This is a genomic window from Streptomyces sp. 3214.6 (assembly GCF_900129855.1).
Lineage (GTDB): Bacteria > Actinomycetota > Actinomycetes > Streptomycetales > Streptomycetaceae > Streptomyces > Streptomyces soliscabiei.
Genome location: NZ_LT670819.1, coordinates 9,091,444 through 9,113,606, shown reverse-complemented (window position 1 = coordinate 9,113,606; position 22,163 = coordinate 9,091,444). Strand labels below are relative to the sequence as shown.

Here is a 22,163-nt window from a genome sequence, read left to right as displayed (position 1 = left end):
GGGTTCACTCTCCGCCGCGCTTGATGGAGTTCCCCTCGAACTGAGCGGTGTCGTCCGGTTTGACGTCCTCGAGGTCGAGCCGGCCGCTCTGGCCGTAGAAGGCGACGGGGTTGCGCCACATGACCTGGTCGACGGTGTCGTCGTCGAAGCCCGCGGCGAGCATGGCGTCCGCCGTCCTGCGGGTCTTGAGCGGGTCGCTGCGCCCCCAGTCGGCGGCGGAGTTGACGAGCATGCGCGCGATGCCGTGCTCCTGGAGGATGCGCACCATGCGGTCCTCGCTCATCTTGGTGTGCGGGTAGATGGAGAAGCCCATCCAGCATCCGCTGTCGGCGACCATGGACACGGTGAGTTCGTTGAGGTGGTCGACGAGGACGCGCTCGGGCGCGATGCCGGACTCGCGGACCACGTCGAGGGTGCGCCGGGTGCCGACGGCCTTGTCGCGGTGCGGGGTGTGGACCAGGACCGGCAGGTCGTGCTCGATGGCGAGTTCGAGCTGGCGGGCCAGGGCGACGTCCTCCTCGGGGGTCATCGAGTCGTAGCCGATCTCGCCCACGGCGACCACCCGGTCCTTGGCCAGATAGCGCGGCAGGACGTCCAACACCCCCGCGCAGCGTGGGTCGTTGGCCTCTTTCGGGTTGAGGGCGATGGTGCAGCGGTGCTGGATGCCGAACTGCGCGGCGCGGAACGGCTCCCAGCCGAGCAGCGCGTCGAAGTAGTCGGTGAAGCTGTCCACGGAGGTGCGCGGCTGGCCGAGCCAGAACGACGGCTCCACGACCGCCCGCACACCGGCCGCGTACATCGCCTCGTAGTCGTCCGTGGTGCGCGAGGTCATGTGGATGTGGGGGTCGAAGATACGCATCATGCGGCTCCTGCGGGCGTGGGGGCGGAAGCGGTGGGGGCGGTGGAATCGTGGACGGGAGCCGCGGCGGAGTAGGCGTCGAGAGCCCGCTCTGCCGCGGCACGGCGCTCGGGCACGGGTGAGTGGGCCTCCGCGGGCAGCCCACAGGCGTCCAGCGTGCCGGGGTGGGCGTGCAGCAGCGGCCAGACGTCGACGGGGACGTCACGGCCGGCGGCGACCCGTTCATGGGCGAAGTCGGCGAGCATACGGGCGAGTTCGTGGTCGGCCCGTCCGTCGAGACCGGCCACCCGGTCGAGGGGGATGTCGCAGAAGACGCACTTCAGCACGGCGTGCCGGTAGCCGTCGTGGTCCAGGTGACGTGCCGCGTACGGGCCGAGGGCCGCCTCGATCAGATCGGTGTCGTTGCCGCGCAGCGCCTCGCGCACCAGCGGCAGTCCCCGGTCGGCGAACGACGCGTCCGCGTCCTCCAGCAGGGCCAGCGAACGCAGCACCGCCCGCTGTTCGGCGGCGTCTCCGTACCGGTGCAGAGCGGTGATCTCCTCGGCGAGCGCCGCTCCGCGCAGGGGCAGGGCGGCGAGCAGTCGGGCGCGGGCGGCATCCGCCACCGTCCAGCCGTCGACGAGGGGGCCGCGTCCGCAGCGCCGACCGACCGCGGGGAAGGCGGCGCGCACGGCCGCCGAGTCCCGACCGACGCCGGCGACGGCGTCCGCCAGCCAGTTCCGGGCGTCGGCGGTGAGCTGCCGGTCGAGGGCGGAACGCATGCGGATATCTGGGTCCACCGCGCATACCTCCTGTTTGGCTGCGCGTACGACAACGGCCGTACGGTGGGTGGGGGGTGATGGTGCTCGACGCGACGGGACCGTCACGGCGTCAGAACGGCTCGGCGGCCTTGAGGAACTCCAGGGACCGGCGGGCGACTTGGGGGGCGTCCAGGGACGCGCCCTGGATCTCCACCGAGACCGGCCCTCGATACCCGGCGGCCTTGAGGGCGGCCAGGACGGGCGGGAAGTCGATCTCGCCCGCGCCGAATTCGAGGTGGTGGTGCACGCCCCGCCGCATGTCCTCGATCTGCACGTTCACCAGGTACGGCGCGGTGCGTGCGACACAGTCCAGCAGCGGGAGTTCGTCGACACAGTGGGCGTGGCCGATGTCCAGCGTGACGCCGAACAGGTCGGGGCCGCCGAGTCGTTCGCGCAGCTCCAGGACCCGTTCCACGGTGTCGACGAACATGTACGGCTCGGGCTCGAACCCCAGGGCCACGCCGTACTCGCCGGCGATGTCCAGAACCTCTTCGCAGCCCGCGGTCAGCCGCTTCCAGGCCTCGTCCTCCGACACCCCCTCCGGCGGTGGACCGCTGCACAGGTGGACGGCCGGGGCGCCCAGGTCGGCCGCGATCCGCACGGCGCCGGCCAGCAGCTCGACGCGTCGTTCGGCGCCCTCGGCCGACATCAGCGTCGGGATGTGCTTGTGCCACGGGTCCAACAGGTACGGCGCCCCGGTCTCCAGCACGACCGCCAGCCCGAGCCGGTCCAACCGCCGGGCGAGAGCGTCGACCTGGCGGGCCAGGTCGGCCGCGAACGGATCCAGATGACCGTGGTCGAGGGTGAGTCCGACCGAGTCGTATCCCAGGTCGGCAAGCACGGTCAGCACGTCGTCGAGCCGGTGATGGGCGAACCCGTTGCTCCCGAACCCGTACCGCAGCCGCCCCGGGCGAGGCGAACAAGGGCCGCCGGGTTCCGGCCTCATGTGGGCGACACCTTCCGGGCGAGTCTGCGTGCCAGGGGGTGCGCCCCGGCCAGCGCTCCCGCCAGGCCCACGGCTCCGCCGCCCGCGGTGAGCGCCGCCTGCAGGGGCATCAGGGACATGATTCCGGTGCCGACGGCGCCGCGGACGTTCGCCGCGGACGGCTCCCGTGCCGCCCGCGCCTGTGCCGTGCCGTACGAGGCGAGGTAGCCGAGCGCGCCGACGACGGCGCCGATCCGGGCCGCCGGGCTCCGACGCCGTAAAGACGGAAGGGCCGCGGCGGCCAAGGCGGTTGCGGTGCTGCCGACCAGCGTGGCGGCGGGCACGCCGCGCGGCGCGCCGGACACCTCGTGGCGGCTCAGCGCCGTGACGGTGTACGTGTGCGCGCCGACCAGCAGCGCCGCCGGCACCGCGGCCGACCGGCGCCCGGGGTCCGCTCCGGCCAGCACGTTCAGCGCCCGGGCGCCCGCCATGGCGGCCGGGCCGGCGGCGGTCGACTTCAGCCGCAGGTCGTAGGCCCAGACCAGTGCGGTCAGCGGAAGCGCCACCCCGAGGGCACGCCGTCCACCGGCCAGCGCGGCGAGGCCGAGGCCGGCCGCGGTGAGCCCGCACGCGGTGGCCAGCGCGGTGGAGCGGGCAACTCGCCCGGAGGGTAAGGGACGTTCGGGGCGCTCCACCGCGTCGACGGTGGCGTCCGCGTAGTCGTTGAGCGCCATCCCGGCCCAGTAGAGAGCCACCGACGAGGCCATCGTCGCGACCGCACGGGGACGGGCCGTCCCGGCACTCGCGACGGCGCCGGCGAGGATGTCACCGGGCACGCTCAGCGCCGCCGGCAGCCGGATCAGTTGCGCCAGATCGGCCAGGCGCGGGGAAGACGATAAATTCTTCGAGCCGTCCATGATCGGACCATACTTCGATCATTTTAACCTTCATACATGTGGCTCCGATCATTTCTGTGAAGAAACCGTGTGCACGCAGGCCGGTCGAGCGCACCCCGGCCCCCTTGTCCGGCCCCGATCAACCCCCTAGCCTCATTTTGTGCCGCTAATAAACAAAATCCGATCGCACAACGCCGTGCCGGACGACCGCAACCACCTCACCTCTCTCCGTATCGCCCTGACCAGCTTCTTCGCCCTCGACGGCTTCATCTTCGCCGGATGGGTCGTCCGCATCCCCGCCATCAAGCAGCAGACCGGCGCCTCCCCCAGCACCCTCGGACTCGCGCTCCTCGGCGTCTCCGCGGGCGCGGTGATCACGATGATGCTCACAGGGCGCCTCTGCCACCGCTACGGCAGCCACCCGGTCACCGTGGTCTGCGCGGTCCTGCTCTCCCTCAGCGTCACGCTCCCGCCGCTCACCCACTCCGCCGCCGCCCTCGGCGCCGTCCTGCTGCTCTTCGGCGCGGCCTACGGCGGGATCAACGTGCAGATTTCACTAATAAAAAGATAGCCCGCCACGGCGGCCGTCGGGTCCCATACGCGCAACAGCCCCGCCACACGCAGAGGCTTCCGGTCCTCAACATGCGGCGGGGCTGGCGGTACAGGCACCAGCTTGAGACCGGAACGGCTGGTTCAGCACCGATCGCACGGCATATGCCCGTGCGCATCGATCACACCCGGTGTGAACGCGACCAAGGGGCCCACCTTGCGGCGGCCGAACGACTGGAGCCCGCCCCGCCGAAGTTCTTCCGGGACCTCTGGCGGGACGGGCCGCGCAAAGCCCCAGGCCAATTCCTGACGAACCATCAGAAAAAGCGCCAGGGCTGGCGCTGACATCTGAACATGTAGCGTCCAACTTTGTCGAGTGCCTCGCGACAACCCGGACTGGATCATCGAGAAGCGTCGCGAACTGGGCGAACGCATCGCAGATCTGCGGACCGCCGCACATCACGACCAGTGGTCCTTCTGCGAGGCGACCGGACTGAGCCGTCGCACCCTCCAGCGCATCGAGCGCGGCGAGGCCGACCCGCGCTACAGCGACCTGGTCAGGATCGCCGCAGTCCTGGAGCAGGAGCTCTCTGTCTTCGGCATCCCCGCAACGCCACCACAGCAGTGAGGCCCCGCCCATCCGCCACGGGGGAGGCAGACAGACGGGGCCGTTCAGGGGGCGTCAGCGCCTACGACGTCGGCGTGGGGGCTGACGGCCGGTCCCATTGCACTTGGCGCAGTCGAGAGCGTGGCGTTCGCCGCCCGGGGCGATGACCATCCTCACACTGAACCCGAAGCATGCCCGACAGCGCACTGGGCTCGGCTCCGTCAGCGAGACAGTGCGCCTCGCCAACAACTCGCCGACGGCCGATGCGTACCGCGGATTCGTCCACTCCTGCATGCGTTCCTCCTCATCCGCTCGGCAGCGTAGGCCCCTGCGCTGGCACCGTCAGCCGGGTTCACCCGTACGTGTTAGTTCGGGCCGCCGTCCATGCACGAGCCGCAGCTCTGCGGCGTGTGCTCGCAGTCGGCGGCCACAGGGATCGACGTGTCGGTCGGCGCGAGCCACAGCATGGGGTCGACCTCATAGCCGACTTCCCAGATCGAGGCCTTCGTGTACTCCAGCTCGCGAGCGTTGTGCCGGGACGGGTCGGGGCGCTCAGGAACGTGGTGAACGAACCGACCCAACCTCGTGCAGAGCTGCTCGTACACCTTGGTGTGCAGGATCAGCGCGTGCCATCCCTCGTCGACGATCCTCGAGGGCCGCAGTCCCCGCCCGGGGCGCCTGGCGCAGACCGCCACGAACTTGAGGGCCTCGTCCGTGATGCGCTCGGCGAGGGCCTGGTCCATGCCCTTGTTGTTGTCGAGCACGGTCGCGACGACGCCCGCGAAGGCCTCGGCCGGAATGAGATCGCGTGCCGCCGTTGCGGGGGCGGCCTGAGTGGTGCTTGTCTCCATGCGTCCTCCAATTGAGGTTGGTGTGGACACCTCGGCGGGCTGTGCTTGGCCGTACGCCCGCCGAGGCTCTCTCTGCCCGCCCGCTATGGGGCGGGAGTGCGGGGGCCTACAGGAGCCGGGCGACGGCTTCCGGCAGGAAGAGGTATCGGGCGCGGTGCTGGGCCCACAGGCCGCCTGGGTCGCCGTCAGCGCGCGCGGCGTAGGTGGGGCACAGGTCACAGTTGTCGGTGTGCGGCGGCGGCACCTCGTCGGGGTGGTCTTCGGCGACGTGTGCGGCGACGGCCAGCTGCTCATAGAAGCAGCCGGCGTCGGCGGCGACCATCTCGCCGAACGCGCGTAGCAGCCGCACGCACTCGTCGCACCCGAACATGAAGGGCGCCGGGGGCGGCAGCGTTCGGTCGTCAGTGGGTTCCATCGGTCTCTCCTCGTGGGCCCGCCCCGCCGAGCCTTCCGGAGACTGCGACGGGGCGGGTGTTCCCGCCGCGGGAGGCTTCCGGACCTCGACGCGGCGGGGCTTGGGGTGCGGCCCTGACCCGAGACGGCCGCCGTGGGGGTGCGTCAGGAAGGGGTCCGCGCCAGCACCAGGGCGAGGACCGGGGCAGTCACAGCCGCCACGTACACGAGCAGGCCGGTGACCGCCTTCACGAGCAGCCCGCGGCGCGGTGGCAGGAGCAGCGGCAGCGGCGCACGAGCAGGATGCCGGTGGAGTGCGGAAGCGGGACGTCCTTGGTCTGGCGGCACCACGCGTGCACGTCCTCGTAGCCGGGCTTGCTCGCCAGAGTGCACTCCGCGGAGAGCACGCCCGTGTCGGTCGCGGCGGTCACGGGCGCTCGCCACCGCTCTTCTCGTAGTGGTCGCACAGGGCGTTCAGGACGCGGGCCAGCTTCCGGGCGTGCAGCAAGGCACCGTCGGACGCTCTGCTGGGCTCAGCCCGCAACTTCCCGCGTGCCTCGCCGAGACAGGCGAGCGCGCAATACCGGCGGGCGCTCTCCCGCTCCAGGCTCCCGGCCGCCCGCTCCACCATCGGGATGAGCAGCTCCAGGTGCCCGCGCACAGTCCGCGTCAGCGTGGCCAACTCGGGGCCGGCCGGGGCCAGGGCGATGGCGTCGGGATCCAGCAGGATTCTCGCCGTCTCCCGCATGGTGGCGATATCCGGCGGATCGGCCAGAGGTGGCGCTGCCACAGCTGGGGCCCGGGTTGTACTGTTCGTCATGTTGACGCTCCTCGGTAGCGTTGACCACGCCCCGGGGCCCTGCCAGGCCGCCGGGGTTTCGTCTGCCATCTCAGAGTGCCGACACGCAAAGGCCGGAACTATCAGACCTCACTGATAGCTCCGGCCATTGCTTGACTCTGTGTCACATGCCGAGCCACGCACCAAAGTTTGTGAAGGTGTCCGGCATTCGCCGCTTCGCAGCCTCCAGGCCTGTGTAGGTCTCCCGCACCGTCGGGTGATACTTCGTCTGCTGGGGGGCCAGCTTGCGCGCCGTCAGCAGGCTCTTGAAAGCCGCTTCCGTCTGGCCCGTCCACATCTGCGCCCGGGCCACCTCGGCGTGATGGTGTGCGAGCCGGGACGGCGGCCAGCCGTCCGGGATGGTGATCTCGCCTGCCTGGTGGACGGCCTCGGGGTACAGGTCGAGTTCCGCGAGCACGCTCACCCGGTGGACACCGACGTTGGTCGGCCCGAACGACAGCCAGTGGACCTTCTCTGCCGGGCCCGTCCGCTTCGCGATCCGGGCCGCCTCGCTGAGGTGTCCTTCCGCCGTGGCCTTGTCCTTGTCGCGCCCCGCGAGCACAGCCGCGCCGAGGTGCAGCTGCCCGGTGACGACGTCAAGAACTCGGCCAGGCTCCGCCTGTTGCAGGGTGGCAACGCCCAGGGCGACCAGGCGCTTGCCGGTCTTGTAGTCGCTGGCTCGCAGGTAGGCCAGCGCGCGCAGGTACTGCCGCATCCCGCCGAGAACCGGGTCGGACGCCCGCTGTGCAGCCCAGTCCATCCGATCGAGCGCTACCGTGCACAGGTCGGGGAAGCCCAGCTTCGTGGTCACGTCGTAGGCGGTCCGGTACACGTTCGCGAGCAACTGCCAGTTGCGGTCGATGGGGTCGACGTGAGCTGCTGTCGTCGCCTCATGGATCAGACTCGGCAGCTCGGCCGCCACCTGCTTGATCTTCGTGGCGCGGACCATGGCGCACATCGTGTCCGCGTCGTCCTCCAGCTCGCCCACGGAACGCGGCGCAACATCCGGGTCAGGCCCCAGGTCGTAGACATTCAGCGCCTCGCGGATCGGGTTGATCAGGCCGTCGAGCTGGTCGGCACGCAGCTCCTCCAGGTAGGGCTGGCCGTTGAGTTCGGCGACCTGCACCGACAGGGCGCGTGCGAGGGCCCCTATCACCGAGGGGCTCGCCGGCATGACGCCCTGCTCCACCTTGGTGAGGGTGCTGTACGAGACATGCGACAGTTCAGCCAGTTCGTGCTGAGTCAGCCGGCGGATTTTGCGCGCGTGCTTGATGCGTGCGCCTGTGTGTTCTTCAGTGGACGGGGGCATACTGGTCTCCGTTCTGAACTCGACACTCAGAACGGTACCTCGGAGCCGTGGCCCGGGACCCGCTCAACGGCCCTTGCCCTTACGGGCAAGGGCCGTTGTAGTGCAGCCGACTCCTCAGCCCACGAGACTCACGCCGCGCCACCTGCGGGCTCGCCGGCATCGCCGCCGGCGGCTGGCCGGAGCGTGGAGATCTGGAACTCATCCACCGGAGGTGCGTCTTCCAGCGTGCCCACGATGTCGTCGAGGCAGCCGCACAGGCAGCTCTCGTCATCCTCCCGATGCGGGACCAGCTCGCCCCAGCGGCTCACGGTGACCTCCTCCGTCGCCGCCAGCATGGCAGACCGCTATGCCTCGTCCGGCCAGCTCGTCAGCAGGTCTCCGGTTTCCTCATCAGTAAGGGTGACGCGGGCGCCTGCCCGGCTGCCGTACTGGCCGATCCACGTCGTGAACTTGCGGTCCGCGGTCGCCCGGTCAGCCCACCACCCTTGCAGGACCGGCATGCCGCCGAGCGTCAGTGAGACCCGGTAACGGCCCTCCATCGGTTCCCAGTTCAGCTGGCTCCCGGCGATCATGCGGTCCCGGCACTGATCGTGCCATTGTCGGCCGAGGCCGGGGTATGTCGACGATGCGAGTCGCGACGGCCAGTGCCCGGCAGGAGCAGCAGTCCCGCCGGACGGGCGAGTGGATGTCGATGCGGGGCCCCGAGTCGGCACGGGCCGCCCGCCCCGGCGCCGGGTCCAGGCAGGCGTAGCCGACGCCGAGGAAGGTGAGCCGCTCCAGGTCGATGACCATGACTTCTCCTGTCTGCTCGCCCCTCGTGGTGCCGGTGGGGAGCCTACCTCCTAAAATCGAACACATGAACGACTTGCCTCCGGACCTGCCGCGCCTCCGCACCCTGGAGACCTGGCTCGCCCTCACCCTGGACCGGGTCCGGCAGCAGATCAGGGACGCCGAGCGGCGGGAAGCCGAGCGGCAGCGCGGCATCGAGGCGCGACCCCCGGCTCCGGACTGGCTGATCGAGCGCGGCCTGTCTGGGCGGGACGCCGTCTACGTCCACGCCGGGGGCTGCTGGAACGCGGGTCAGCGGTCGAAGGGCGTCGATCGGTCGACTGCTCTGCACGCTCTGACGGCGGGCGTGGCGGCATGCCCGCACTGCCGGCCGGACACTGCGCTGGGCGTCCTCGACTGACCCACGCCGCGGTGCGGCCGCCCGTGCCTGCACGCACGCTGGGGGCATGGCTTCCGTGATGCCCGTCGTGATCTACCCGCCTGACGAGGGGGGCGGCCGCCGGGTGCGCGCGGACGGGAGGATCCTCGGCCGGGCGTACGGGCTGCGGGATGTCGCCGAGTTCCTGCGCCGGGCTGGAATCGAGGAAGCCGACGAGGCGTACGTCGAGCGGTCTGGTCTGATCGAGTGGCGGGGTGGGGGCCCCGACGTGTGGCAGCCGGACAAGGAGTAAGCCCCTGCCGCCCGGGAGCAGCAGGGGCCGTGCCACCGCTTCCACCTGGGGGTGAAGGGGGCCATGCCGCCGTCCCCGGGAGAGCCGGATCGGGAGGGCTCCGGTGAGACGGCGGAGGACCACAATGCGCCGCGGTGACCGAAAGGCGCAAGATCCCGGACATGACGAAAGCCCCCACCGCCCGGAGGCGGCGGGGGCTGTTCGAGCATTCAGGCGTACTCGCGGCGTTGTGGGTCGAGGCCGAGAGCCTGTGGTGCGGAGGGGGAGTCGCTGGGCTGAGGCGCGTCGTCCTTCCGGCAGACCAAGGCATCCGGGTCATAGGTAGGGGCTTGGAGGGTGTAGCCGTCCGGGCAGGTCTGTCCGTCGTTCCCGTCCTGGCCATCCGCACCAGCCGGGCCCGGCTCGCCCTGAGGGCCCGAGGGCCCAACCGGGCCAGCGGGGCCGACCGGGCCAGTGGGGCCGACCGGGCCAGTGGGGCCGACCGCGCCGGCCGCCCCCGGCTGGCCACTCGCACCCGCCTTCCCAGGCTCGCCTGACGCCCCCGGAGAACCCGACGGCCCGGGCGGCCCCGGGATCGGGACCGGCACCTCCGCCCGTGCTGGCAAATCCTGCACCGCCTTCGCCGGATCCGGAGCCACCGGCGTAGCACCCTGCGCCTCCACCTGCGCCCGCAGAGCGCGCACATCCCCCGCCAGCGTTGACACCGCCGTCCCCCGGAGGTTCGCCTCCTGCTCGAGCTGGCTGGCCATCTCGTCGCGGTCGAGGAGCAGCCACACCACCGCCGCTGCACCACCACAGAACAGCAGCACTCCGAGCGTCCACAGCACATGTCGCGCCCGATACAGGGCGCTCTGCGTCCGCGTCATGGCGTCCCCCCGAGCTGCGTCACCAGCAGCCGCAGACGTGCGACCTCCAGCTCGAGGACGTCGACGCGGGCCTCCGCCTTGGCCTGATCCGCCTCCGCCTTGTCCCGCTCCGCGACGAGCCGCTGCGTCAGGCTGTCGTACATGGTCACCGCGCTGGCCTCCCTGGCCGCCCTGTTCGCGCCGCGGTTGCCGTACATGGCGGCCGCCGCGGCCACGGGCCCCGCGATCAGCGCTCCGATCGCCGTCACCATGGCCGCGTCCACGCCACCACCTCCCCGCAGCGCACATGGGGCAGGATCAGGCTGCCTTCACGAACGAGTCTTGGGCCCGACCGGCGACACCCACGGGCTTCCAGAATCCGAAGTGGCTGAGCACTCCGGTGCCGAAGGTCACGAGGGCGAGGACCGCAGCGGTACCCACGCTGTAGCCGGAGTCGTGCGGGCCCGCGTACTCGACGAGGAACCCGTTCGCGGTGGACAGGGCGAGCAGCAGGACGGCCTTGACGCCGGCGTGCGTGACTCTGGTGGTGACCAGTCCGACGAGGACGGGCAGAACGATGGAGATGACGAGGCCGATCCAGTACGCGGCGTCGAGGTTCACGGTCATGAGGGTCTCGATTCTGTGCGGGTGGGGGTATCAGACGGCCCAGTACAGGCCGGAGGCGACCCGGTGCAGGAGCCGGACGTCGCTGCCGTCGGGGCTGGTGGCGCGCACCTTGAAGTGCAGTTGCCGCCCTGCCAGCACTTGCCCGTTGGCGTGGAACTGGCAGCCCTCCGGGCCCGCCTCGTCGGAGGGCAGGTAGTCGGAGGTGTCGCCCGCACTGTCTGTGAGGAAGAACTGGCCCTCGACGCGCGTGCCGTCCGGTGCGTCGAGCAGCAGGTGCACCATCGTCTGGTGGACGACCGGCCCAGTGAGGATGACCCCGTCGGTCTGGAAGGCGAGCTCGACCCAACGTCCGCTCTTCAGGAGGGTGTCGATGCTGTTCGGCTTATTGAGGACACTGGGCACGTCCTCCTCCTTCGGGGGAGCTGGTTGGGTGGGAGGGTCACCCTTGGCGAGGGCGATGAGGCGGTCGAAGTGGATGGCGCCCGGGTCGCCGTGGACGTTCTCCGGGACGTGCATGTGCCCGCACACGCCCTCGAAAGCGGTCCATTCCGCGTAGGTCATGCGGGCGGACGTCGCTCCGTACGACGACGGGTACGCGGGCCACGACGACGGTCCGGTGAGCGGCACGCCGTGCTCGACGTGCATCCACCGCAGGAACTCTGCGACCCCGGCGAGGGCCCAGTCGGGAGCCTCCGGCCAGTAGATGTGAGCCAGACCGGCCCGCGTCCACTGGGCGTGGGTATCCGGGTCGCAGGTGCCGACCATCTCGACCTGGCAGACGTTCAGGGTGTTCGTCTCGACGCCGCCCGGCAGATTCACCAGGGCGCGGGCTGAGGTGTCGATGGGGAAGTGCTGGTACCAGCGCAGCCGGCGCGCGGCGAAGTCCGGAACCGCCGTCAGCGTGGGTGCGACCGCGCCGCCGCCGTAGTCCGGGAGCGTCCGGCCCTCTGTGGTGTGCAGGACGACGACGTTGACCTCCATCGCCGAACCCGCGTACTTCGAGCCGTACCAGTAGGCCGTACTGGCGCCGGGATAGGTCTGCGGGCCTGAGCTCACGAGGTTCCCTCCGATCGGGGTGGGGCCGTGACGTCCCGGGCGACGGCGATCACGGCGGCGATCCACGCCTGCTGGATGGTGTCGCCGAGGTCCTCCCAGGCCGGCATGGGCAGGCCCCGGTAGTTGAGACCGCCGGTGGCCTCGCCGTACGCCGCGTACGCGGTTCGGGCGAGGTCGACGGGGTCGTGGCGGGCCATCAGTCGGCCTCGGTGAAGTCGAGGTAGTAGGCCTTGCCGGGCTCGAAGACGACGGCCGGGTTGTCGACCTGGATCTGCAACGAGCCGGACGGGGTGGCCTTGGCGTACCGCTGGTCCTCGGGCGTTTCCGGGTCGTACTGGGCCATGAACTCGTAGGAGCGCGTGGCGTGCGAGTCGTCCGGCCCCCACTTCTTGTGGGTTTCGAAGGTGCAGCGGAACTTCGCTCGGACGGCCATCGGGTGTCCTCTCTGCGGGGGCTGGTCAGCTCGTGGTCTGGGTGGAGTCTTCGGTGGCCCCGCTGCACTGGGTCTGCGCCGTCAGGGCGACGTCCGTAGGGTCGTGGCGGGCCATCACACGCGCCCCGGCCACGCCCAGGTGCCAGGCGTGTCGCCTTCGTGGCGGGAGGTGGCCCAGAAGGTGTCCGGGCCGTCCAAGAGGACCTTCAGGTTGCAGACGTCGTCCGGGTTTTCGGGGAAGGTGCGGACGACGACGGCCGGGTAGCAGTCGCCTTCACTGGCGGCGTTGCCGTACACGCCGTTGTGGATGCGGTCCTGGGTGATCTGCCGGGCGTCGTCCTCGGATAGCCGGTAGATGACCGTGCGGCCGATGGTGAGGTTGGGCATGTCAGCCTCCGACTCGGGTCTGGATGGATGCGCTGGCCTGCGTGGTTGTGTCGTCGGTGGCGTCGAGGAGGTCGGAGCCGACGATGAGCCGGATGACGCCCTGCATCTGCCGTGTGAGGGCCGGCACCTGGGCGATGTGGTCGGCGTTCGTGGCCGCGCCGGCCGTCACCTTCGCCAGATAGGCGGCGTTGGTGGTGAACGCGGTGCGCGCCCGGGCCAGCAGGGCCACCGTGTTGGACTGGCGTACAGCGTCGGCGGTCTGCTCTGCGACGGACGCGAGCTCTGCCTCGGTGAAGGGGCGCTCTTCCACCAGGACGCCGCAGTCGTAGCGGCGGTAGACGCCGGCGGTGAGGTCCCACTGCTCGATGACGGACGCGTCCCTCTGCTCGACGATGATCCCGATCGTCGGCACGCTCACGTCAGGCCTTGTAGGTGGTGACGATGACGACGCCTGCGGCCCCGGCCACACCCGCGCTCGCCGAGGTGGAAGCGCCGTTCGAGGATCCGGAAGCGCCGCCGCCGTACGCGTAGCCAACCGTGCCGGCCTGGGCACCCGAGGTGCCCGGGTTGGCGCGGGCTGACCCCGAGTGATGGCTCGCGCCCCCGTAGTTGGTTTTCACGGCGAGGCCGGAGAGGACCAGGCCGGTGCCCCCAGCGCCTCCCTGCATGCGCATTTCGCCGCCGGTACCTCCGGTGCCTCCGTCGCCGCCGCCAGCGAAGAGGTTGCCGGACGATCCGACGCAGGCCGCACCGCCGGTGCCGCCGACCGCGGTGATCGTCGAACCGAAGGAGGATGTGCCTCCCGTGCCTCCGGCTGCGGGGGTAGTCGCTCCGGCGGCCCCGGCCGCGCCAACAGTGACGGCGACGCTGGCGCTGAGCGCGGACGCGGCGTAGGTACCCTTGGCGTATTCGCCGCCTCCCCCGCCGCCCGAGCATGAGCCCTGGCCTGCGGTGGTGGTGCCCACACCGCCGGAGCCGCCGCCTCCCCCGACGACCTCGACCACCGTCCACAGTGCCCCGGCCGGTTTGGTCCAGGTGCCGGAGGCGGTGAAGACCTGCACGTCGGGCGTCCCCAGGAGCAAGGCGTCCACGTCGGTTGCCAGGGTCTGCAAGTGCTCCCACATGCGGGTGTGGTCGGTCGACTCGGGGTAGGTGATGCCCTTCGACGTCTCGTCGCTCACCCTCGCCTCCAGGAGATGGTCATGGTCCAGGCGACGCTCCATGAGCTGCGCCCGGCGAGACGGATGTATGGGTTGTCACTGCTGATGGAGATGGCGAGACCTCCGCGGGTGCCGTTGACCATGGCCTGAGCCCACGAGTTGGGGATGACGAAGGCGGTGTTCGTCGCGTTCACGGCGAGCGACGGGCCGGATGTGGATTCGTTGAGCGTGGGCGCGCCGCTGGGCCGGGTGGACTGCGAGACCAGGCGGAGGGTGGCAGTGCGGGCCGCGAAGTCGCCGGACGTGAGTCGCCGTACTTTGATCGTGGCCCGGGTGACGGTGGCACCGGAGATCGACTGGGGCTTGCTGCCGTAGAAGGCGCAGCCGGTCATCCTGCCGAAGCTGGAGCCTGCGTATCGGCCCTGGTAGGTGTCGAACGAGTTCACCGCGCCGCCGTCGGAGCGCCAGCTGCCATCGCGATAGCAGGCGGTGGAGACGGGCGGACAGGTCAGGGTGCCGGTCGTGACGGTGGGCTTCGGCGCGGGCGCGGCGTCCCCGGTGTCCGGCGGGGCCGCGTCCGGCGCGGTCGGGGCCGGCGGAGGCACCGCCGGCGCGGCCGAGGCGACCGCGAACGCGTAGTACACGGACCCTGTGCGCTGGATCAGCAGGGTGTCGCCCACCGCGACGGTGAGGCCGACGATCGTGCGGACGTTGATCTGGATGCCGCCGACGCTCACCACGCAGGCCCCGCTGCTCACGGTGGTCAGGGCCCGTCCACGCAGGGCGCCCTGCCCGGCAAGAGAAACGCGGGTGTCTGCCCAGTCGGCCACTGCTACAGCACCCTCACGGTCAGGGTCATCTCATCGGGGCTGTAGGGCAGGGACAGGACCTCGATCACGCAGGGCGCGCTGGTGAGGCCGCCGCCGGTCACGGAGATCACGTCGCCGAGCATCAGGCCGGGGTGGGGCACCATCGTGATGGTCAGCTTCCTCGAGGAGGTGCGGCGCAGCCGTTGCAGGGTGGCGTCGGCTGCGGCCCGGCACTGGGCGACGGTGGTCAGCAGGGGCGAGGAGTACGTGTAGGGGACGGGCAGCGGATTGAAGTCGCCGCCGAACCAGTACGGGTTGTTGGAGTCGTAGTCGTAGGCGACGCCCTGGACCTGCACGCCAGCTGCGGACTCGCCCTGGGCGACCACCACGTTGAAGGCACCGTCGCGGCTGGTGGTGGACTGCCAGCGCACCACGGTCCCGCCGACGCCGTCGGTCACCGACAGGACGGGATCGCCCGCGTCGGTGGGCGGCTCGACGAGCAGCAGGCCGTCCTCGGTGACGTGTCCGACGGCGGGCCACGCGTTGAGGACCTCGTTGAGAGCGCCAAGGCGGTCGTCGTCCCACTCCATGCCGACTGGGATGGACCGGTCGGTCAGCGTGCCGTCGATCTCGACGGTGAGCGCCGGTTCGACGAGGGAGCGGGTCGTGCTGGCCAGGGTGCCGCTGGGCTGGAACGCGGACGCGAACTTGGCCTCGTCGACGAGGGTGAGAAGGCCCTGCGCGGCCACGTTGACGGTGTCGCCGTCTGCGGAGGACTCCGTGATGAGGAACCAGCCGCGGGTGATCCACTCGAAGTCTCCGGCGACTTCGACACCGTAGGAGATGCGCAGCTGCTGCCCGTACGCGGCGAGAGGGTGGCGGGGGTCGATGGTGGGGTCCCAGGACACGCCGCGGTCTCTGACGGGGACGGTGAGGGTGACCCGTTCGGGGACGGCGAGGGAGCTGTCGCGTTCCTCGCTGCCGTCGGCGACGGGCACGTCGTCGGCCAGGAGTTCGCCGCCGAGCCATGACTCGACGCGCATCTGCATGGTGAAGCTGCGCTGCACGACCTCCAGCGCGTCATCCGACATGTCCAGCATCAGAACGACCTCTGGGCGAGGATCAGCAGGGTCGCGTTGTCGTCGGCGATGTCCTGGAGGCTGGTGTAGTTGTCGGCGATGTCTTGGAGGGTGAAGCCGCGGGCCTCCAGGCTGTCCGGCCATGCCTCGACCTCGATCGCGGTGAGCGTCCACCAGCGGTAGCCGTCGTACCAGGTGGGGGCCTCGGTATCCTCGGTGATCGCGAAGTAGCCGTCGAGGCGCGACAGGGTCGTCTGCTTGCGGACGTGGACGACGCCTTCGGTCGCCCCGTCCAGGACGGCTTCGAGAGCATCGCCGTCGGCGTCGGTCTCCGTGCGGACCGTGATGGTGGCTTGCGCCTTCGACCGGCGCCGGCCCACGACGACGTACCGGCCGCCGACGTTGAACACGGTGGCGTCGCGGGTGCGCTGCTTCTCCAGCGGCGTCTCCAGCTTCACCGCGGCACCGAGAGCCTGCACGGCGTCGCTGATGACGTCTGCGGTGACGGTGCTGGTGATGCTGCCCGATGTGACCGTCCACGTCAGACCGTTGATGTCGGTGAGCTCGGCCAGGTAGGACACGGCGACGCCGAAGGGCTGCTCGGCGTCCACCCTGAGCAGGGCGTCGGTGCCGGTGACGTCGACGGCACTCGCCGCGCGGACCGCCGTACGGTCGGTGCCGAGGACCCGGTACACGGTGGCGGAGACGATGTCCTCGGCGAGCATGCCGGTCACGGACGTTAGTACCCGCGGCGGGAACACGTTCTGCGCGGTCGCGGTGAGGGCCGCGCTGGCCTCGCGCACCCGCAGAACTCCGGCCACGCCGGTCGTCGCCGTCGAGGCGGTGGCGGCGAGGGTGGGGGCCTGCGCGCCCGTGCCGGCGGTGACCGAACCAGTAGCGGCTCCGAGGCGGCCGGCGTTGCCGGAGGTGATCTGGTCGTCGGCCCGCTCGGTCACCGTGCCGAAGGTGATGCCGGTTGCGGTGATGGCCTCCGCGCTGAGTGCGGCCGTGCTCACTGGCAGGGCGTAGCCGATCAGCGCGAAGTCGCCCGTCGTCCAAGTCAGCGCGGTTGCGCCGACGACCGAGAAGCCGGTGCCACTGGAGGTGTCCTCGCCGCTGCTGGACGCCCACCGCCATCCGGTGCCCGCGCTGCGGGACAGCACGTGGATGCGGCCCGCGAGTAGTTCGCCGGTGCCGGTGGGCAGGGTCGTGGTCGGTGCCGCATCGGAGCCGATGAGGACGCGCGCGAACCAGGTGAGCCGGCGGGGCCCGGTTCCGCTGCCGAAGCTTCCGCCGCCGCCGGAGAAGGTCTCGACGAGCGTCCAGCCGGACGGGGTTGAGGGGATCGAGTCGTTGGGATGCCCGGAGACGACCTGGAGGATCGCGAGCCGCCCGGCCGTCGCGCCGGCCGGGTAGGCGGGCGTGATCGTGACCGTCGCTTGGGAGAGGGCGCCGGCGGCGACGTAGGAGATGGTCACGGCTGGCGTCCCACCTTCGCCCGGTAAGCGGCCTTGTCGACCGCGGCCTGCGCAGCCTTCCGGGCCACCGGCTCCGCCTCGACCCGCACGATGTCTGTGATCTCCCGGTCGCCGATGAAGACACGTGCATTGATGACGACCTGCTGATCGCCTGACCCCGTGGCGTGCCGGGCTGCTCCTGCGGCGGGGCTCGGGATGACCACAGGCCGTGTGGAGACCCCGGCCGCCGCGTCCGCCATCCGCTGGGCGGTCGCCACGACGTGCGGGACGTGCGCGTCAATCCCCGCGGCGGTGCCGAGGGCGACCATCTTGCCGACCTGGTCGCGGAACACCCCCGACGGGCTCTTGATCTTCAGCTTCTTCTTCACCGACGTGACCAGGGCGTCGGCGAGAGACTCCATCTGCTTCTGGAGAGCCACCTGCTGTGCCTGGAGACCGGTGAGGAAGCCCTTCCCAGCCTGCGCGCCCGCGTCGTACATGGTGTCGGCCATGGCCCGGCCGAAGTTCGTCGCGAGCCTGTTTCCGCTTGCGACCAGGTTGTTCAGCTGGGTGATGACGGTGTTGGAGACGTCGCCTTCGCCGAGGATGCTGGCGAGCTGGCTGCCCGGACCGGCGGCGGCCAGCTGCGTGAGCAGATCCTTCGACGCACCGCGCGCCTTCAGCGACGCGGTGAGCGACGCGAAGTCGGAGGCTGTCTTCTGCTGGTCCTTCATCTGCTGGATCAGGGCATCGACCGACGTGGCTGTCGTGCCGCTGATGCCGAGGAAATCCGTGATGTTCGACGCCTGGTCCACCGCGAACTGCTTGGCCGTCGCGATCTGCGCGCCGATCGACGCCTTGCTCGTGGCGAGGGCCTGGAGCTTCGCGGACGTCTTCAGGTTCCCGGCGACCATCGAGTTGGCCCCGGCGTTCTGCAGCCGATTGTTCAGCGACTTGATCGCCGAGTTGATCGCTGCCGCCGTGCCGGTGGTCAACGTCTTCTTCAGCCCGTTGGCGATGTAGTTCGCGACGTCGGTCGTCGTGCGCCGCTTGGCGTTAGCCAACTCCTGCTTGGCCGCAGCCAGCCGGGTCTTCGCAGCCTGGATGCCGTAGTGGCGCTCCTTCGCGCGCTCCAGCTCGGCCTGGCGCTGATTGACCCTGGCCTGCGCGTTGGCGACCGTGCCCGACGCGTACCCGGGCACCTTGATTCCGTTGGTCTTGGCGTAGGCCACCGAGTCCTTGTGGGACAGGATGCGGGTCCCCTTCGGGGTGACCTGCATCAGTTCGGCGCCCTTCTCGCCGACCCACGCCGTTTGACCGATCGGGGCCAAGCCGCCCTTGGTGCCCTTCGCGTAGCCGCCGGGCCGGGTCATCACGTTGATCCAGTTGGCCCCGTACCTGTGCATCGCGTAGTTGATGCCGGCGTAGATCGACGCGAGCGGGTCGTAGATGCCGCGCTGGAGGAACGGCCCGGCGTAGGCGCTGAACGTCGCCCCGATCGTCTGCATCAGACCGCGCGAGGGGTCGCCGCGCTTGGCGTTGATGTCCCAGTTGTTGATGGCGTTCGGGTTGCCGCCGGACTCTGTGTTGATCCGCTTGAGCACAGGTCCCAGCGCAGTGGCGGGCGCGCCGAGCATCGACAGCACCTGCGACACCAGCGGCGCCCACCTCTGGACGCCCTTACCAACGCTGCCGCCATCGCCGCCGCCGAAGAGGCCCTTGAAGAAGCCGCCGAGCTTGCCACCGAGGCTGCCGAGCGCGTTGAGGGCCTTGCCCGGCAGGCCCGCGACGGACACGATGCCCTTCTTCACGATGGAGCCCAGAGCGGACGGCATGTCGCCGAAGACCTTCTTCGCGATGTCCGTTCCGTTGGTGGTGGCAAGGCCCTTGAAGAGGCCGCCTACCAGGTGGCCGCCGATCTCGGCGAACACGGTGCTCGGGCTGTGGATGCCGAAGAAGCTTTTCACCGCGTTGACGACGGGGTCGATGATGTTCGACTTGATCCACGAGCCGATGCCCTTGATCCCGGACACGATGCCGGACTTGAGGCCGGAGATCAGGGCACTGCCCTTCCCCACCAGCCAGGTGCCGGCCTTGAGGAAGACATTGACGCTGGGCATGATGACGTTCCGCAGAGCCCAGCCGCCGATACCCTTCGCGCCTGCGATGATCCCCGACTTGAAGCCGGACACCAGCGCTGCGCCTCGTGCCCACAGCCAGGATCCGGACGTCTTGAAGGCCCCCACGACGGGGTCGATGATCCACGTCTTACCGAAGGATCCGATGGCCTTCGCGCCCGTGACGATGCCGTTCTTGAAGCCGGACACGATGGCCGAGCCTCGCGCCCACAGCCACGACCCGGATGCCTTGAAGACCCCCACGACCGGGTCGATGACCCAGACCTTCACGAAGCCGCCGACAGCCTTCGCGCCCGTCACGATGCCGGACTTCAGACCGGACACGATCGCCACACCGCGTGCCAGGAGCCACGACCCGGCTGTCTTGAAGACGCCGACAATGGGATCGATCACCCAGGTCTTGCCGAAGGATCCGACAGCCTTCGCGCCCGTGACGATGCCGTTCTTGACGCCGGACACGATGGCCACGCCCCGGGCCCACAGCCAGGAGCCAGCCGTCCTGAACGGTGCCACGACGGGGTCGATGATCCACGTCTTGGCGAACCCGCCGACCGCCTTCGCGCCGGTGGCGATGCCGGAGCCGAAGCCCTTGACGACTGCCCAGCCCTTGGAGAAGAGCCACGATCCTGCACGGACGAAGGGCTTCAAGATGGGGCCGATGACGCGCGCGGCGAACTTGCCGAGGCCCTCGACACCCTTGAGGATGCCCGTGCCGAGGCCCGCGATGAGGCGCTCGCCGAAGCCGACGAGACGGCCGCTGTAAGCGAGGATGCCGACGGCGAGCTTGCCGAGACCCTCGGTGAGGAGCCGTCCCAGCCCAGGGAAAACGATCTTCAGTCCGGCGAGGAAGCCTCGTCCGAAGCTCGACAGGATCTTGCCCGCCCAGCCGACGAGCGTCTTCGAGAACTTCGTGAAGATCTCGAAGGACCAGCTCAGAAGCTTTCCAAGGAACGGAATCTTCCCCAGGGCTTTACCGATCGCGCCAGCCCACTTCGCGGGCAGGAACGCGACGAACAGGACGGCCAGGAGGGCGTCCTGCCAGTGAGCGGCGAGTCCCTTGAGTAGGCCGCCGATGTCGAAATTCAGCAGGCCGACGATGAAACCCAACAGGAGGCTGGGAACGAACTTGCCCAGGCCGATCCCGATCCCGACCCAGTCGATCCCGGCGAGCAGCTTCCCGAAGGCGACGGTCAGCTTTCCCACGTTGCTGACGCCGGTCTCGACGGCCTTGCCGAGCCCGAGACCGACCGCGCCACCGATCTTCTTCCAGTCGATCCCCCGGATGCCGCCGGTGAAGGCGTCGCGGATCTGCCGGCCAATGTCCGCGGCCTGCGACTTCGGCACCACGTCGGGCATGGCGTCGACGCGCGGGATGCCGAGGTCGACGGTGCCCTTGCCGGACAGGCCGGCGAAGAAGTCGGTGACGATGGCCTTGGCCTGCCCGAACCGCTGCTTGATGGTGTTGACGGGCACCATGTCGGCGACGTTGCCGGCGAATGCTTTGACCTTGGGGATGCCGTCGTCGTTGACCCACCCGGCGAGATCCCGGACGGCGAACGTGACCTTGGACAGGGCCTTGGTGGCGCCGGTGAGCAGGCCCGTGTCGCCGACCTCGATCATGAGGCCTTCCCAGGCGTTCTTCAGCCTGGTGACCTCGCCCTTCAGACCCTTCATCTGGATCTTGGCGATCTTGTCGGCCGTGCCGCCGGAGTTCTCCAACTCCTTCGTCAGCCCAGCGAGCTTGGCCGAGCCCTGCTGGATCAGCGCGGCCATGCCCGGGCCCGCCCGCTGACCGAAGATCGTCATGATCTGCCCGGTCGTCGCGCCCTTCTTCGCGAGCTGGTCGACGATCGAGGTGAGCGGGCGCAGTTTCCCGTCGGACGTCGCCACGCTGACGCCCAGGTCCGTGAGCGTCGTCGCCACCTTCTTGGTGGGCGACAGGAGCCGGGTGATAGCTCCGCGCAGCGCGGTGCCGGCCATGGACGCCTTGATGCCCGCGTTGCCCATGAGGGCGGTCGCCGCGACAGCTTCCTCGAACTGGATGCCCGCCTGGTGGGCGATCGGCCCGCTGTACTTGAAGGCCTCACCCAGGTCATCGACCGAGGTGTTGGCCTTGACGGAGGCCTTCACCATGGCGTCGACGGCGTGCGGGATCTCCTTGATGCTCATCCCGTAGCCGGTCAGGACGTTGGTGGTGATCTCCGCGGCCCGGGTCAAATTGAGCTGCTCGGACGACGCCAGCGCCAGCACCGAGGGCATCGAGCCGTAGATCTGGTTGACGTCCAGGCCCGCGGTGGCGAGCTGGGCCATGGCGTCCGCGGACTGAGCGGCCCCGTACTGGGTGGTTTTCCCGAAGTCCTTCGCCTGGTTGCGGAGCTTCTCCAGGTTCTTCCCGGTCGCGCCCGACAGGGCGGCGACGCGGTTCATGTTCTTCTCGAAGTCGCCCGCAGCCTTCAGACTCGCGGCGCCCAGTCCGACCACACCGACCGCGCCGACCGCCAGCCCCGTCTTGATGGCGGCGCCGATTTTCGACGAGGTGGACGCCAGCCGGTTCGCGTTGCGGCCGACCTGCCGGAACACGGCGGATGCACGGTCGCGGCCGACGAGGGCGTAGACGATGGTGCTCGTGGCCACGGCTGCGCCCCCTTCTCGCGCGTGCGCGCGGTCCGGGGCTGATCAGGCCGG

26 protein-coding genes and 1 pseudogene are annotated in these 22,163 nt (G+C 70.1%); 4 read left to right on the top strand and 23 right to left on the bottom strand.

The window, feature by feature from the left end:
• Window positions 1–4 precede the first annotated feature (4 nt).
• The 4 genes from B5557_RS41245 to B5557_RS41230 all read right to left on the bottom strand — a co-directional run bounded on the left by B5557_RS41245 (window position 5) and on the right by B5557_RS41230 (window position 3,501).
• Window positions 5–859 (bottom strand): TatD family hydrolase, encoded by an 855-nt coding sequence (locus B5557_RS41245; protein WP_079664313.1) that lies wholly within the window; start codon window positions 857–859, stop codon window positions 5–7.
• Window positions 859–1,638 (bottom strand): EboA domain-containing protein, encoded by a 780-nt coding sequence (locus tag B5557_RS41240; RefSeq protein WP_443031319.1) that lies wholly within the window; start codon window positions 1,636–1,638, stop codon window positions 859–861. Before B5557_RS41240 ends, B5557_RS41245 begins: the two co-directional genes overlap by 1 nt.
• A gap of 91 nt (window positions 1,639–1,729) precedes the next feature.
• Window positions 1,730–2,605 (bottom strand): sugar phosphate isomerase/epimerase family protein, encoded by an 876-nt coding sequence (locus B5557_RS41235; protein ID WP_079664312.1) that lies wholly within the window; start codon window positions 2,603–2,605, stop codon window positions 1,730–1,732.
• Window positions 2,602–3,501 (bottom strand): SCO3242 family prenyltransferase, encoded by a 900-nt coding sequence (locus B5557_RS41230; protein ID WP_079664311.1) that lies wholly within the window; start codon window positions 3,499–3,501, stop codon window positions 2,602–2,604. The genes B5557_RS41235 and B5557_RS41230 overlap by 4 nt, the downstream gene beginning before the upstream one ends.
• 139 nt (window positions 3,502–3,640) lie before the next feature.
• Between B5557_RS41230 and B5557_RS41225 the strand changes: the two are divergent.
• Together B5557_RS41225 and B5557_RS41220 are read left to right on the top strand one after the other, a co-directional pair.
• Window positions 3,641–4,027 (top strand): annotated as a pseudogene (locus B5557_RS41225) (MFS transporter); the annotation flags it as partial.
• Between the two features lie 378 nt (window positions 4,028–4,405).
• Window positions 4,406–4,657: a helix-turn-helix domain-containing protein gene (locus B5557_RS41220; RefSeq protein WP_079664310.1), complete on the top strand. Its 252-nt coding sequence runs from the start codon at window positions 4,406–4,408 to the stop codon at window positions 4,655–4,657.
• A gap of 344 nt (window positions 4,658–5,001) precedes the next feature.
• Here B5557_RS41220 and B5557_RS41215 read toward each other — a convergent pair whose 3' ends face one another.
• The 7 genes from B5557_RS41215 to B5557_RS41185 form a co-directional block, all read right to left on the bottom strand.
• The gene (locus tag B5557_RS41215) at window positions 5,002–5,487 is read right to left on the bottom strand and encodes a glycine-rich domain-containing protein (protein WP_079664309.1); all 486 of its coding nucleotides are present in this window, start codon (window positions 5,485–5,487) and stop codon (window positions 5,002–5,004) included.
• A 106-nt stretch (window positions 5,488–5,593) separates the two neighbouring features.
• Window positions 5,594–5,902: a hypothetical protein gene (locus B5557_RS41210; RefSeq protein WP_079664308.1), complete on the bottom strand. Its 309-nt coding sequence runs from the start codon at window positions 5,900–5,902 to the stop codon at window positions 5,594–5,596.
• Window positions 5,903–6,128: 226 nt separating this feature from the next.
• Window positions 6,129–6,311 carry a hypothetical protein gene (locus B5557_RS41205; protein WP_079664307.1) on the bottom strand — a complete coding sequence of 61 codons (183 nt, stop codon included), beginning with the start codon at window positions 6,309–6,311 and terminating at the stop codon, window positions 6,129–6,131.
• On the bottom strand, window positions 6,308–6,700 hold the full coding sequence (locus B5557_RS41200) for a DUF6415 family natural product biosynthesis protein (protein ID WP_159424501.1): 393 nt from the start codon (window positions 6,698–6,700) through the stop codon (window positions 6,308–6,310). The genes B5557_RS41205 and B5557_RS41200 overlap by 4 nt, the downstream gene beginning before the upstream one ends.
• Window positions 6,701–6,842: 142 nt before the next feature.
• Window positions 6,843–8,027: a helix-turn-helix domain-containing protein gene (locus B5557_RS41195; protein WP_079664305.1), complete on the bottom strand. Its 1,185-nt coding sequence runs from the start codon at window positions 8,025–8,027 to the stop codon at window positions 6,843–6,845.
• Between the two features lie 128 nt (window positions 8,028–8,155).
• Entirely contained in the window at window positions 8,156–8,362 is a 207-nt protein-coding gene (locus B5557_RS41190) for a hypothetical protein (RefSeq protein WP_079664304.1), read from the bottom strand.
• Between the two features lie 9 nt (window positions 8,363–8,371).
• Window positions 8,372–8,599: a hypothetical protein gene (locus tag B5557_RS41185; protein ID WP_079664303.1), complete on the bottom strand. Its 228-nt coding sequence runs from the start codon at window positions 8,597–8,599 to the stop codon at window positions 8,372–8,374.
• A 284-nt stretch (window positions 8,600–8,883) separates the two neighbouring features.
• On the opposite strand from B5557_RS41185, the gene B5557_RS41180 reads away from it, so the two are divergent.
• Entirely contained in the window at window positions 8,884–9,216 is a 333-nt protein-coding gene (locus B5557_RS41180) for a DUF6233 domain-containing protein (protein WP_079664302.1), read from the top strand.
• 46 nt (window positions 9,217–9,262) lie between these two features.
• Entirely contained in the window at window positions 9,263–9,487 is a 225-nt protein-coding gene (locus tag B5557_RS41175) for a hypothetical protein (RefSeq protein WP_079664301.1), read from the top strand.
• Window positions 9,488–10,349: 862 nt separating this feature from the next.
• On the opposite strand, the gene B5557_RS41165 is transcribed toward B5557_RS41175, so the two are convergent.
• From B5557_RS41165 to B5557_RS41110, 12 genes are all read right to left on the bottom strand, one after another.
• Window positions 10,350–10,616, bottom strand: a complete 267-nt coding sequence (locus B5557_RS41165) for a hypothetical protein (protein ID WP_079664299.1) — start codon at window positions 10,614–10,616, stop codon at window positions 10,350–10,352.
• A 34-nt stretch (window positions 10,617–10,650) separates the two neighbouring features.
• Window positions 10,651–10,959 (bottom strand): hypothetical protein, encoded by a 309-nt coding sequence (locus B5557_RS41160; RefSeq protein WP_079664298.1) that lies wholly within the window; start codon window positions 10,957–10,959, stop codon window positions 10,651–10,653.
• A 30-nt stretch (window positions 10,960–10,989) separates the two neighbouring features.
• A complete protein-coding gene (locus B5557_RS45530) occupies window positions 10,990–12,015 on the bottom strand; it encodes a hypothetical protein (RefSeq protein WP_231976161.1) in 1,026 nt (341 codons plus the stop codon).
• Window positions 12,012–12,212, bottom strand: a complete 201-nt coding sequence (locus B5557_RS41150; protein WP_079664297.1) for a hypothetical protein — start codon at window positions 12,210–12,212, stop codon at window positions 12,012–12,014. Before B5557_RS41150 ends, B5557_RS45530 begins: the two co-directional genes overlap by 4 nt.
• A complete protein-coding gene (locus B5557_RS41145; RefSeq protein WP_079664296.1) occupies window positions 12,212–12,448 on the bottom strand; it encodes a hypothetical protein in 237 nt (78 codons plus the stop codon). Before B5557_RS41145 ends, B5557_RS41150 begins: the two co-directional genes overlap by 1 nt.
• 114 nt (window positions 12,449–12,562) lie before the next feature.
• Window positions 12,563–12,835 (bottom strand): hypothetical protein, encoded by a 273-nt coding sequence (locus B5557_RS41140; RefSeq protein WP_079664295.1) that lies wholly within the window; start codon window positions 12,833–12,835, stop codon window positions 12,563–12,565.
• Window position 12,836: 1 nt separating this feature from the next.
• Window positions 12,837–13,253, bottom strand: coding sequence for a hypothetical protein (locus B5557_RS41135; RefSeq protein WP_079664294.1), 417 nt, complete (start codon window positions 13,251–13,253; stop codon window positions 12,837–12,839).
• 1 nt (window position 13,254) lies between these two features.
• Window positions 13,255–14,016 carry a glycine-rich domain-containing protein gene (locus B5557_RS41130; protein ID WP_079664293.1) on the bottom strand — a complete coding sequence of 254 codons (762 nt, stop codon included), beginning with the start codon at window positions 14,014–14,016 and terminating at the stop codon, window positions 13,255–13,257.
• Window positions 14,013–14,825: a hypothetical protein gene (locus tag B5557_RS41125; protein ID WP_079664292.1), complete on the bottom strand. Its 813-nt coding sequence runs from the start codon at window positions 14,823–14,825 to the stop codon at window positions 14,013–14,015. The genes B5557_RS41130 and B5557_RS41125 overlap by 4 nt, the downstream gene beginning before the upstream one ends.
• A gap of 2 nt (window positions 14,826–14,827) precedes the next feature.
• Window positions 14,828–15,895, bottom strand: a complete 1,068-nt coding sequence (locus tag B5557_RS41120; protein WP_159424500.1) for a hypothetical protein — start codon at window positions 15,893–15,895, stop codon at window positions 14,828–14,830.
• An 8-nt stretch (window positions 15,896–15,903) separates the two neighbouring features.
• Window positions 15,904–17,361, bottom strand: coding sequence for a hypothetical protein (locus B5557_RS41115; protein ID WP_079664290.1), 1,458 nt, complete (start codon window positions 17,359–17,361; stop codon window positions 15,904–15,906).
• On the bottom strand, window positions 17,358–22,112 hold the full coding sequence (locus B5557_RS41110; protein ID WP_079664289.1) for a phage tail tape measure protein: 4,755 nt from the start codon (window positions 22,110–22,112) through the stop codon (window positions 17,358–17,360). The genes B5557_RS41115 and B5557_RS41110 overlap by 4 nt, the downstream gene beginning before the upstream one ends.
• Between the last annotated feature and the right edge of the window lie 51 nt (window positions 22,113–22,163).

Coding starts and splice junctions, on each gene's coding strand:
- B5557_RS41245 (WP_079664313.1), bottom strand. CDS start 859: ATGCGTATCTTCGACCCCCACATCCACATGACCTCGCGCACCACGGAC.
- B5557_RS41235 (WP_079664312.1), bottom strand. CDS start 2,605: ATGAGGCCGGAACCCGGCGGCCCTTGTTCGCCTCGCCCGGGGCGGCTG.
- B5557_RS41230 (WP_079664311.1), bottom strand. CDS start 3,501: ATGGACGGCTCGAAGAATTTATCGTCTTCCCCGCGCCTGGCCGATCTG.
- B5557_RS41215 (WP_079664309.1), bottom strand. CDS start 5,487: ATGGAGACAAGCACCACTCAGGCCGCCCCCGCAACGGCGGCACGCGAT.
- B5557_RS41210 (WP_079664308.1), bottom strand. CDS start 5,902: ATGGAACCCACTGACGACCGAACGCTGCCGCCCCCGGCGCCCTTCATG.
- B5557_RS41200 (WP_159424501.1), bottom strand. CDS start 6,700: ATGACGAACAGTACAACCCGGGCCCCAGCTGTGGCAGCGCCACCTCTG.
- B5557_RS41195 (WP_079664305.1), bottom strand. CDS start 8,027: ATGCCCCCGTCCACTGAAGAACACACAGGCGCACGCATCAAGCACGCG.
- B5557_RS41190 (WP_079664304.1), bottom strand. CDS start 8,362: ATGCTGGCGGCGACGGAGGAGGTCACCGTGAGCCGCTGGGGCGAGCTG.
- B5557_RS41185 (WP_079664303.1), bottom strand. CDS start 8,599: ATGATCGCCGGGAGCCAGCTGAACTGGGAACCGATGGAGGGCCGTTAC.
- B5557_RS41180 (WP_079664302.1), top strand. CDS start 8,884: ATGAACGACTTGCCTCCGGACCTGCCGCGCCTCCGCACCCTGGAGACC.
- B5557_RS41175 (WP_079664301.1), top strand. CDS start 9,263: ATGGCTTCCGTGATGCCCGTCGTGATCTACCCGCCTGACGAGGGGGGC.
- B5557_RS41160 (WP_079664298.1), bottom strand. CDS start 10,959: ATGACCGTGAACCTCGACGCCGCGTACTGGATCGGCCTCGTCATCTCC.
- B5557_RS41150 (WP_079664297.1), bottom strand. CDS start 12,212: ATGGCCCGCCACGACCCCGTCGACCTCGCCCGAACCGCGTACGCGGCG.
- B5557_RS41145 (WP_079664296.1), bottom strand. CDS start 12,448: ATGGCCGTCCGAGCGAAGTTCCGCTGCACCTTCGAAACCCACAAGAAG.
- B5557_RS41140 (WP_079664295.1), bottom strand. CDS start 12,835: ATGCCCAACCTCACCATCGGCCGCACGGTCATCTACCGGCTATCCGAG.
- B5557_RS41120 (WP_159424500.1), bottom strand. CDS start 15,895: ATGTCGGATGACGCGCTGGAGGTCGTGCAGCGCAGCTTCACCATGCAG.